This window comes from Thermoactinomyces intermedius (assembly GCF_013912365.1).
Taxonomy (GTDB): domain Bacteria; phylum Bacillota; class Bacilli; order Thermoactinomycetales; family Thermoactinomycetaceae; genus Thermoactinomyces; species Thermoactinomyces intermedius.
Window position 1 is genome coordinate 80,147 of sequence record NZ_JACETT010000002.1, and the last position, 10,559, is coordinate 90,705.

Consider the following 10,559-nt stretch of genomic DNA (forward strand, 5'->3'; position numbering starts at 1 on the left):
ATCCGGTTGTTTTAACCGGATGCTTTTTTTAATAACGAATTTCCATGTGTTCAATCTCCTCATAAATTTTCTTGAGAAGTTCTTTTCCGCTGTCTGCCGTGACGATTTCCCCGTTGACCAATGCATAGGGACCTTGCGCACAGATTCCGCAGTTTCCCAAACAGTCATACTCCAACACATCGATCCCCGGGTCTTTTTCCAGCTCGTTTTTTACGGCCAGCACTTCATCCGTCAAATTATTGATGCAAAACTCGACAAGAGGGATCATTTATATTCACTCCATCATGATTGACTTCATCTTTTGGTTGTTATTATATAACGATTCCATGATTTTTCCCATTTCCAGAAAAAAAAAGCACTCCGGGTCATGGATTCACCCGGAGTTTGGTGCATTCTGATTTTCTTCTTTGATTAATTTCAGGCCGGTTTCTTTCATGACCCGGATCGTCTCCGATTGGCTCCATTGCCGGTCCTCGACGATTTCATCCGTAAAAACCAAAGTGGACAAGTCGTCCAAAATGTCATGGGAAGCTCTCGTTCCCAAGTTATTCTTTGCCTGGTTCAAATCCTGACGAAAAGCCTGGAAAAAAGCAAAGTACTTTCCGTTGTTTACATATTCGGGTTGATTGATGATGGATTCAATGTTTTGAAATTCGCTTTCCGGATGATCAAGCGGAGCCCCCCATTCCGGCCCGAACACATAATAGTGATCATGCTGATGAAGTGCGTCCAAAGATCTGGCAATCGCATCGAAATCTTCCCGTCGGAAAATCCCTTCATCCGGCTTGTCCAGCAAGGTTCCTTTCACCAGCTGTTCCCGGTATTTTTCAATCGCTTGTTTTTCTTCGGGACTCAGCTGTTCCACATGACGAAAATCCATTAAAAAAAACAATATGGCTCCAATGATCAAAAAAGGAGTAAGTATTTGCAACAAACGCTTCATACCCATGCCTCCAACCCGTCTCCATTAGTCTGCACCAAAGCGAAAGGCTCCGTCCCGTCGTCCGTCAAACCCTCCTTCCATCTTGTTTTTACTCCGGTTCACCTGGATGCCTTGCACTCCCCCGTAATACATGCCCGTCGGTTTCACAATCACCTGATATCCTTTTTGTTCCAATTCTTTCTGGACATTGGCAGGCAACGCTCTTTCGACATAAACGATATTATCCTCCACGATAAACCGGGGGCGGTTGATGGCCGACTGGACCGGCAGATCATATTCCAAAATACGCAATACCACTTGTGTCAACACCGGCGTGATCCGGCTTCCCCCTGCACTTCCGATTCCCAAAACCGGGCGTCCGTTTTTGGCAAAAATGGTCGGAGCCGTATAACTGACGGGCCGTTTCCCCAATTGGGGACGATTGGGAGAGCTTTTGATGAGACTGAAGTTTTTTAACTGGTTGTTTAAGAAAAAGCCATCCACGTAAATCCCCGATCCGAAAAAGTTACTCAGGGTATTGGTGGCCGTCACCATGTTTCCGTCTTTATCGACAACCACAAAGTGGGTCGTATTGTCATGCTCCTCTTTATCCGCGAGCGAATCGGCCACGGTTTGATACTGGCTCGAAATTTGTTTGAGGTTGACATCCTTTGTTAATTGTTGAATATATTGATCCGCCAGCATCTCCTTTACCGGAACCTTGGCAAACTGCGGATCTCCCACGTTTTGGCGCCGCGCATGGTTCACCCTTTTGTCAATTTCCCCGAGCAAATGAATTTGATCGGCAGACAAGTCCCGGGTTTTGCCCACCTTGAGTTTGTCAGCCATTTTCAACGACTCGGCCAACATAATTCCTCCGGTTGGCGGAGAAGGGGTGATCATTTCATAGTTCCCGTATTTTACAACAAGCGGTTCTTTGACCAATGGCTGATACTTGTGTAAATCACTGACTTTCACGCCTTGGGATTTATTCTCGATATCTTTGGCGATCAAGCCTTCATAAAACGCTTTGGATCCGTCCTTTTGAATCGCCTTCAGTGTATTGGCCAGATCTTTTTGGACCAGCAAGCGGTGTGCCTGAATCGGTTCCCCGTCCGGGAACATGTGCTTCAGATCGTTGACCGGCAACCGGTATTTGGCCGCCTGTAAGCGGCTGTTTAAAATCGGGGTGACTTCAAACCCCTGTTCCGCCAGCTCTATTGAAGGTTGAATCAACTGCTCCATCGGCAATTTGCCGTATCGTTGATGAGCGAGTTCCATTCCTTTCACAAACCCCGGAACCCCCACTCCGTTATCCGGAATGATCCCGGTATATGGTGCCGTTTCCCGATAATCGATAACCACGGGGTCTTTCTCCTTGCTGTAAAAATCAATCAACATTGTTCCGCCGCCGCCAAGCCCCGATCCGTAAGGCTCAACGACTCCCAATGCATATCCGACGGCAATCGCCGCATCCACCGCATTGCCGCCTTGTTCCAAAATGCGCATCCCCACTTTGACCGCTTCCGGATGCGCCGCAGCCACTCCGTATTTATGCTTGTTCTTTTGGTCGACGGTTTGCTCAAAAGCTTTGGAATCATACTCATTGCTTTTATAAAAATAAGCAAAAATCGTACCGACAATCACAAAAACAGCCAAGATGACATGAAATTTCTTATTGTTCAACCTTTTTCCCTCCTTTCAGCCCGGGCGGAAGCGGAACCGTTCGGACAAGAATGTTGTTTTCCCGTTTCCATGTGCGATTCCACAGATTCGAATAAATCCTTTCTTGTGTCATTTGCATAAACACCCGCTCACGCCGGTACACCTGACTCCATCCCAAAAGCGGACGCGGTTGCCCTTCCCGGATCATTAACGGATAAATTTCCAACCGGGCTGTATCATTGTTTAACACCTTGTATTGCACCAGCACGCTTTCGCGGGTACGGGTCCAACCCTGATCAAACACAAAATTGCCCAAGCTGTAAAAAATCACGCCGTTTTTATACACCTCGACCGGTTCCAACACATGGGGATGATGGCCGACCACAAGATCCGCTCCGGCATCGATCAAAGCATGCCCCAGATCCCTCTGCCGCGGATGATTGCGGCTGTCATATTCCAATCCCCAATGCATATGTACAATCACCAAATCCGCATTTTGTTTGGCTTTGGCCACTTGCGGAAACCAAACATCCGGATCCGCCGGAGCGATTCCGGAGCGTTGATGTGTCGCGCGGAAATCGACCGGCATCACATCGGAAAAACCCAAGGTGGCAATTTTTATCCCGTTGACGGTTTGATACACCACTTCAACGGCTTCGTCCAAATGACTGCCGGCCCCGACGGTCTCCACTCCGGCATCCCGAAAAGCTTTCAACGTATCCAACAACCCTTGTTTCCCATAATCCTTCATATGGTTGTTAGCCAGATTGACGGTGGAAAAACCTACTTTTTTCAATGCTTTGGCCGCTTCGGGTTTTGTGCTCAGATGAATAAATTTGTCCGCCTTGGGATAACCCCGCCGGTTTACGATGGGATTCTCAAAGTTTCCCGTCACATAATCCGAATACTGAAAATAAGGACGAACATAATGAAATAAATATTCATAGCCGTAGTTTTTGACGATCACATCCTCGATATGCCGCCCGAACATCATGTCCCCCACAAGCGTAACCGTCAGCCGGCTGTCGGGATCCTCCCGAACGGATACGGCTTTCACGCGATCCAAGACCGTCCATCCCGTCATCAACACAATAATGAGGAACAAAGCAATGTACGAATGGAACACGGCCTTTTTTTTCTCGCGTTTCAGATATCGTTGGAACCTCTGCCGATAAGTCAACATTTCCTCCATTCGTCCCTTCACGATGTAATCTTAACCAAAATCATTTTCAAATGGAAGAAAATTTCCTTTATCTCGACGGAGCCAATTTAGCTTTTAATTTCGGCGGGAGATCGATGGTGCGCACCAACGCTTCTCCTTCCCGTTTCCACAAACGGCTCCATTCTTCTGAAAAAATCGGTTCATCGGTGATTTGCATAAAAATCCTCTCCCGACGGTAAAAAGAACCGAACCCGGTCAGCGGCCTCGGGGTTCCATCCCGGATGACAAGCGGGCGAATCACCAAATTCACCTTTCCGTTCATCACTTTATACTGAGCCAAAACACTTTCCCGGGTCCGGGACCACCCCTGATCCGAAATAAAGTTCCCAAGGCTGTAAAAGATGACCCCGTGTTTGTAAACTTCCACCGGTTCCAACACATGGGGATGGTGACCGATCACGATATCGGCTCCGGCATCGATCAACGACCGTCCCAAATCCTGCTGCCTCGGGTGGAAGGTGCTGTCATACTCTTCACCCCAATGCATATGGACAATCACCAGATCGGCATTTTTTTTGGCTTTGGCCACATCATAAAAAAACACGTCCGGATCCGCCGGGGCCACACCGGACCGGTCGGACAAAGCACGAAAATCTTTAGGAAGGATATCGGAAAATCCAAGGGTGGCAATTTTGATGCCCCGGACCATCTGATAGGAAACGGTGGAAGCATCTTGGATATTGTAGCCGGCTCCGACCGTGTTCACCTTTTGGTTTTGAAACACCCGAACGGTATCCAACAAGCCTTGTTTCCCGTAATCCTTGATGTGGTTGTTGGCCAGGTTGACAGTCGTGAAGCCTTCTTCTTTCAACACTTTGGCAATCTCCGGTTTGGTGGAAATATGCACCCGTTTGTCCGCTTTGGGGTAATCTTCGTCTTCGGTGACGGGCTGATCAAAATTTCCGGTAATATAATCCGATTTCTTGAGATAAGGCCGCACATACTGAAACAACGAGTGATATCCCTGATCGGGGACCACCACGTCATCGACATACCGCCCAAACAACATGTCCCCGGCCATGCTGATGGTCAAAAGGCTGTGATCATCTTGTTCCTCCACTTTTGGCGGCGAATCCAAAACCTGGCTGAGGACGATGAAAAAAACGGTGATGCCCAGAGCAATCAACGCGTGCTGCATCGTTTTTTTCTTTTGCCTTTTGATATAGCGTTGAAATTTTTGTTTCCAAGTTAACATGTAGAATCCATCCTTACACCTTGCATAAAAAATAAAGTTCGGGGTTAGAGCCTGTCTCTTTCTCCACCCCCGCATGGTTTGGCTTCTCTTTGATGTTCAGAAAAACTTCAGCAACACAAATTCGTATAAAAACATGATGACGAAAGTCGCCCCGCTTAACAACAACGTACTTCCGACGGTCGGAATCACGCCCTGTTTTTGAATGGTGTTGGCAATCAGCCCGGGAACAATGACACCGATCCCCCGGAATTCCTGCATTTCAAAAGGCAAATAAGGAAAGGTCATGGGGGCGAAATAGTCAAAAATCAGCTTCAGGGCAACTCCGACGGACAACATGGCGGCAAACTTTCTCCGCCCGTATAAAATGGTAAAGCGCCCGACGACTTTTGTCACAATTATAAATGTTAAAAAACTAATTAACAAAATCACACAAATAAAAACAGGCTGATCAAAAACCAATCCCATATATCCGGGAACAATCAGTCCTGCAGGCATAACCCCCACTTTTTCCGCATACAACAGGCTGAGGACCACTCCGATAATTAACGATACGTATAAGTCTGATCCAAACAACGAACTTTCCTCCTAGCTGACAATATGTGCCATTTTCTTGTTTTGTACCGCTTTTTGTTCATCTTCGGGTTGATTCGATTCAGACTCCAGCCGGGCGGTAAACTGCTTTTTGGCTTTTTGGTTCATCTGTTCAAACCATTCACACAAAGGCTCCGCAGCCCCGTGAATGTTACCGACGCCGTAAACCAACCGGTTATGTAATTTGCCTTGAATGGCTTGAATAATTTGTTCCAACGGCTGATTTTCCAAATCCAGCAATTCCCGGCACCGGATCAGGCCTTTTTGGCAGGCTTCCACGATCGGCTGTGTCGTTTGTCCGATGACGACAAGCGTATCGATGGACATATGCGGCAAAACATCCCTTGCGAATTGTTCAGTCCGATCCACCCGGTCCGGACGGCAATTCATAATGACCACGGGATCTTTGACCGGATATCCCAGCATCCCGACACGTTCCCAAATATTCAGGGTGGATGAAGCATCATTGGCTGCAAATCCGTTGACAAAATAAGCAGGATGTTCATCCGCACTCAGCGGAAGGATCCGCATGGCTCCCGGATCGGGATTTGCCTTCAGCATACCCCGGAAAGCCGTTTCCTGGTCAATGCCCAACGCTTCGGCAACAGCCAATGCCAATGCGGCATTCTCCGGAAACACCATGTAATCGAACTGGCGCAAAAACTTTTCCGAGATCTTGGAAGTATCTGCAACATAAACACGCGTGCGGCGGCGACGGGCCACCTTTTTGAAAAAGGGAACAAAAGGCCCTTCGGATACAATCAGATATCCTTTGTACGGAATCGTCGCCGTAAAAGCATCCGCCACCTCTTCCAACGTCGGCCCCATCACATCCATATGGTCTTCCAAAACATTGACAATCACGCCGACATTGGCTTGCAACATTTCTTCCTGAAAGACAATCTGATAATCCGGATTCACGGCCATGCATTCGCTGACCAGACAATTGGCCCCGAGCTTGGCCACTTCTTCCACAACCACTTTTTGTTCCCGGATATTGGGCCCTTCCAGACGTCTGCGAATCGGCTTTTCTTCCTTTTTATTCCAATAAATCATCCTGGCGGCCGTTCCCGTGGTTTTCCCGACCGCGCGATATCCGGCTTCAATCATGACGCCGGTAATCAGTCTGGTCACCGTGGATTTCCCGCGAATGCCGTTCACATTGATCCTTAATGGAATGGAATTAATATTTTTTTGGTGTTTTCTCTTTTCCCAGACCCCCAGGCCAAAAAGCGCCCCAAGCGACAGGGGGATCAACCACATACCCATCAACTCCTCGGTTCCTCCGTAATCCAAGCGGTGATGGCCACTTCATCACCCATCCGGAACATCCATTTTTTATCTGTTTATATTATACTATTAATGACAATTAATAAGATTTTACTGTAACGGCAAATAACAGACACATTATAAGATATCACGAACCCGCCGGAACTCGTAGCAAAAATAGCACAAAAATATTAAACCTTTTTGAGTTACTGATGAAAACCTTGATCCCCGCAAACAAACAAAAAAATGCTGTGCAGAAGCCTCTACACAGCAACCAAGCGGTCGATCACTTCACAGATTTTTTTCAGTTTCGGATTTCCTTCCGCAACCACTTCATCATCAATGACGACGACAGGATACCATAAATCTTCTTCAATAACCCGTTTGCTGAATGATTTTTCTTTTTCTGTCTGCGGATGGAAAATATCCACATATTTTACCGTCACTTGCCCGGGATACTTTCGCCCGAGGGCCGCTTCCAACCAGGTTGCGGTCTCCTTGGAAGAAGGCAGGTTGACGCAACTGGCACAAATTTCTTCCGCACCATAGACGTATACAACGACCTGATTCACCGGCTTCCCTCCGCTTCTCTTTTCAATTACCGAAGCGCCTGATCCAAATCCATGATCAAGTCTTCCACATCCTCCACACCAACGGAAATGCGGACCAATCCGTCCGTGATTCCGAGTTCCGCCCTGCGTTCGGCAGGAATCGATGCATGGGTCATGCGGGCCGGGACGGAAATCAGGCTTTCCACCGCTCCCAAGCTTTCCGCAAGGGTGAAGAAGCGGGTGTTCTCCAACAATTGATCCGCTTTTTCCGCACTGCCCACATCAAATGAGATGATCCCGCCATAACCTTTGGCTTGCACGGATGCCACTTCATGCCCCGGATGGCTTTCCAATCCCGGATAATACACTTTCTCCACTTGCTCATGCTCATTCAACCACTCGGCAATCCGCCGGGCATTTTGTTCATGTTGGCGCATTCTCAATCCCAGCGTCTTCATTCCTCTTATCAAAAGCCAGGAATCTTGCGGTCCGAGAATGCCGCCGACCGAGTTTTGCAAAAAGTGGAGTTCCTCCCCGAGGGATTTTTCTTTGGTGACAACCAGCCCGGCGACCACGTCACTGTGTCCCCCGAGATATTTGGTGGCACTGTGAAGAACAATATCAGCCCCAAGATCCAGCGGGTTTTGCCAGTAAGGAGTCAAAAACGTGTTATCCACAATCAACAACAACCCTTTTTCTTTGGCCAACTGTGCGATCGCCCGGATATCAGATACTTTTAAGAGCGGATTACTTGGTGTTTCCATATAAATGGCCCGCGTTTCGGGAAGAATGGCGGCTTTGATTTGCTTGGGATCACTGGTGTCCGCAAACGTGGCTTTCAATCCCATCCGGTTAAACACCTTGGAAACCACCCGATACGTCCCGCCGTAAACATCATCCCCGATCACCAAATGATCTCCTTGATTGAAGTAAGAAAGGACGGTCGAGATGGCAGCCATTCCCGAGCTGAAGGCCAACCCGGCCGCACCATTTTCCAATTCTGCGATCAGCTGTTCCAATGCCGCCCGGGTCGGGTTTCCCGTCCGGGAATATTCATAACCGGAATGTTCACCCACCCGTTTTTGTTTATAGGTTGACACCTGGTAAATCGGAACGCTGACGGCTCCGGTTTGGGCATCGCCAAAAACGCCTCCGTGAATCAATTTTGTATCCGTTTTCATCGTTTACACCCCACCTTGATAAATTTTTGTGCTGAGATAACGTTCGCTGCTGTCAGGAAAAATGACCACGATCCGCGCATCTTTGGAGCATTTTTTGGCTTCTTCCAAAGCGGCATGACAAGCGGCCCCGGAAGAACTTCCCACCAGCAACCCTTCCTTCGTCGCCAGTTCTTTGACGAGCCGGAAGGCATCCTCATCCTTTACGGTATACACTTCATCGATCAAAGACCGGTCAAAGTAATCCGGGAACATTTCCATACCGATTCCTTCCGTCTTGTGCGGCCCCGGCTTTCCGCCCCCGATGATGGATCCTTCCGGTTCCACGATCACCGTTTTGATCGCCGGATTTTTTTCTTTCAGGTAGCGGGCCGTCCCCATAAACGTTCCGGCTGAACCTGCCCCGGCCACAAACACGTCAATTTCGCCGTCCATCTGTTCCCAGATTTCAGGGCCGGTGCTTTCATAATGCGCCCGGGGATTGGCCGGGTTGACAAATTGTTGCGGGCAATAGGCGCCGGGAATGGATTCTTCCAATTCTTTCGCTTTTTCCATGGCTCCTTTCATCCCGAGCTCGGTCGGCGTATTGATCACCTCGGCTCCCAACGCGCGCATCAATTCTTGTTTTTCCACTGAAAACTTTTCCGGAACGACAAAAATCACCCGATAGTCCGTCCCCACAGCGGCTAAAGCAATGCCAATGCCTGTGTTCCCGGCTGTCGGTTCGATAATCGTCCCGCCCGGTTTCAGTTTCCCCGTTCTTTCTCCTTCGCGAATCAACGCCACTCCCAAGCGGTCTTTCACACTGCCGCCGGGATTAAAAAACTCCAACTTCGCATACAGCTTTATATTCTTCGGAGTTCCCATCCGTTTCAGACGTAACATCGGGGTTTGACCAATCAATTCCTTTACGTCTTCATAACGCTTCTTCATATACATACTCCTTTGAAATGAAACTGAGACATATCCATCATATCAATTTTCTGATTTGGAAAAAAGACTCGTTTTTCCCTGCCGGTTTCCGTGAATTAACCATTGATTTTGCTGGAAAAACCCCCTACAATGAATTTGATATTGGGATATCTGCTTGGTTTGTTACTCCTATTTAGAAAGGGGTTTTTATTGTGTCAGTAGAAGAACGCGTTAATGAAGTATTGGGCAAATTGCGCCCTTTCATTCAGCGTGACGGTGGAGACGTGGAATTGGTCGAAGTCGAAGACGGAATCGTGCGCGTACGTTTGCTCGGTGCCTGCGGAAGCTGCCCCAGTTCCACCATTACACTGAAAGCCGGAATTGAACGGGCGTTGATGGAAGAAGTACCGGAAGTTCGCGAAGTCGAGCAGGTATTATAAGCTCTTTCTTAAATCCCTCTTACTTTTTGTAAAGAGGGATTTTTTATATTCATCTCGAAAACAAAAAAAGAAACTTATTTATTGTATAAATACAATTACGATGAAGGAGGGATCTCCCGTACAAACCAAAACGCCTCCCAAAACATTAAAAGAACGTTTTTTACTAATCGGACCCGGGCTGGTTGCCGCCGCCACCGGTGTGGGAGCCGGGGACTTGGTCGCCGCCCTGGTGGCCGGAACCAAGTTTGGAACGGTTTTTGTCTGGGCCATTATTGCCGGGGCCATCATCAAGTATTTCCTGAATGAAGGAGTGGGCCGTTTCCAACTCGCCTCCGGGCAAACCATTCTGCAGGGATGGAAATATCTGGGCCACTGGGCATTGATCTACTTTGGAATTTACATCGTGATATGGGGATTCATTTACGGAGCCGCCGGATCTTCCTCCGCCGCTCTGGCCGCCACCGCCATCTTTCCACAGATCCCGTTGAAAGGCTGGGCCATCCTGCACGCCATTATTTGCTTACTATTCGTATGGATCGGAAGATATCAGTTTTTTGAAAAAGTGATGTCCCTGCTGACCGGCATTATGTTCATCACACTTAACCTAACCAAAC

The 10,559-nt window shown here is 48.2% G+C and carries 11 protein-coding genes and 1 pseudogene; 2 read left to right on the forward strand and 10 right to left on the reverse strand.

Features of this window, described 5'->3' with window-relative positions:
* Nucleotides 1–28: 28 nt before the first annotated feature.
* From H1R82_RS00490 to cysK, 10 genes and pseudogenes are all read right to left on the reverse strand, one after another.
* Nucleotides 29–268, reverse strand: a complete 240-nt coding sequence (locus H1R82_RS00490; RefSeq protein WP_181732645.1) for a DUF1450 domain-containing protein — start codon at nucleotides 266–268, stop codon at nucleotides 29–31.
* Between the two features lie 105 nt (nucleotides 269–373).
* The gene (locus H1R82_RS00495; protein ID WP_181732644.1) at nucleotides 374–943 is read right to left on the reverse strand and encodes a hypothetical protein; all 570 of its coding nucleotides are present in this window, start codon (nucleotides 941–943) and stop codon (nucleotides 374–376) included.
* 24 nt (nucleotides 944–967) lie between these two features.
* On the reverse strand, nucleotides 968–2,608 hold the full coding sequence (gene ggt, locus H1R82_RS00500) for a gamma-glutamyltransferase (RefSeq protein WP_181732643.1): 1,641 nt from the start codon (nucleotides 2,606–2,608) through the stop codon (nucleotides 968–970).
* Nucleotides 2,598–3,770, reverse strand: a complete 1,173-nt coding sequence (locus tag H1R82_RS00505) for a CapA family protein (protein ID WP_181732642.1) — start codon at nucleotides 3,768–3,770, stop codon at nucleotides 2,598–2,600. Before H1R82_RS00505 ends, ggt begins: the two co-directional genes overlap by 11 nt.
* Nucleotides 3,771–3,837: 67 nt before the next feature.
* Nucleotides 3,838–5,004 (reverse strand): CapA family protein, encoded by a 1,167-nt coding sequence (locus H1R82_RS00510; protein ID WP_181732641.1) that lies wholly within the window; start codon nucleotides 5,002–5,004, stop codon nucleotides 3,838–3,840.
* A gap of 96 nt (nucleotides 5,005–5,100) precedes the next feature.
* On the reverse strand, nucleotides 5,101–5,577 hold the full coding sequence (pgsC, locus tag H1R82_RS00515) for a poly-gamma-glutamate biosynthesis protein PgsC (RefSeq protein ID WP_181732640.1): 477 nt from the start codon (nucleotides 5,575–5,577) through the stop codon (nucleotides 5,101–5,103).
* A 114-nt stretch (nucleotides 5,578–5,691) separates the two neighbouring features.
* Nucleotides 5,692–6,858: pseudogene (gene pgsB, locus H1R82_RS00520) on the reverse strand (poly-gamma-glutamate synthase PgsB); the annotation flags it as partial.
* A gap of 269 nt (nucleotides 6,859–7,127) precedes the next feature.
* The gene (locus H1R82_RS00525; protein ID WP_181732638.1) at nucleotides 7,128–7,436 is read right to left on the reverse strand and encodes a YuzD family protein; all 309 of its coding nucleotides are present in this window, start codon (nucleotides 7,434–7,436) and stop codon (nucleotides 7,128–7,130) included.
* 26 nt (nucleotides 7,437–7,462) lie between these two features.
* A complete protein-coding gene (locus tag H1R82_RS00530; protein ID WP_181732637.1) occupies nucleotides 7,463–8,596 on the reverse strand; it encodes a bifunctional cystathionine gamma-lyase/homocysteine desulfhydrase in 1,134 nt (377 codons plus the stop codon).
* Nucleotides 8,597–8,599: 3 nt separating this feature from the next.
* Nucleotides 8,600–9,526, reverse strand: a complete 927-nt coding sequence (cysK, locus tag H1R82_RS00535) for a cysteine synthase A (protein WP_181732636.1) — start codon at nucleotides 9,524–9,526, stop codon at nucleotides 8,600–8,602.
* A 191-nt stretch (nucleotides 9,527–9,717) separates the two neighbouring features.
* On the opposite strand from cysK, the gene H1R82_RS00540 reads away from it, so the two are divergent.
* Both H1R82_RS00540 and H1R82_RS00545 read left to right on the forward strand, forming a co-directional pair.
* Nucleotides 9,718–9,945, forward strand: a complete 228-nt coding sequence (locus H1R82_RS00540; protein ID WP_181732635.1) for a NifU family protein — start codon at nucleotides 9,718–9,720, stop codon at nucleotides 9,943–9,945.
* 100 nt (nucleotides 9,946–10,045) lie between these two features.
* Nucleotides 10,046–10,559: Nramp family divalent metal transporter (locus H1R82_RS00545; protein ID WP_181821575.1), on the forward strand; the 514-nt coding region annotated here is incomplete at its 3' end.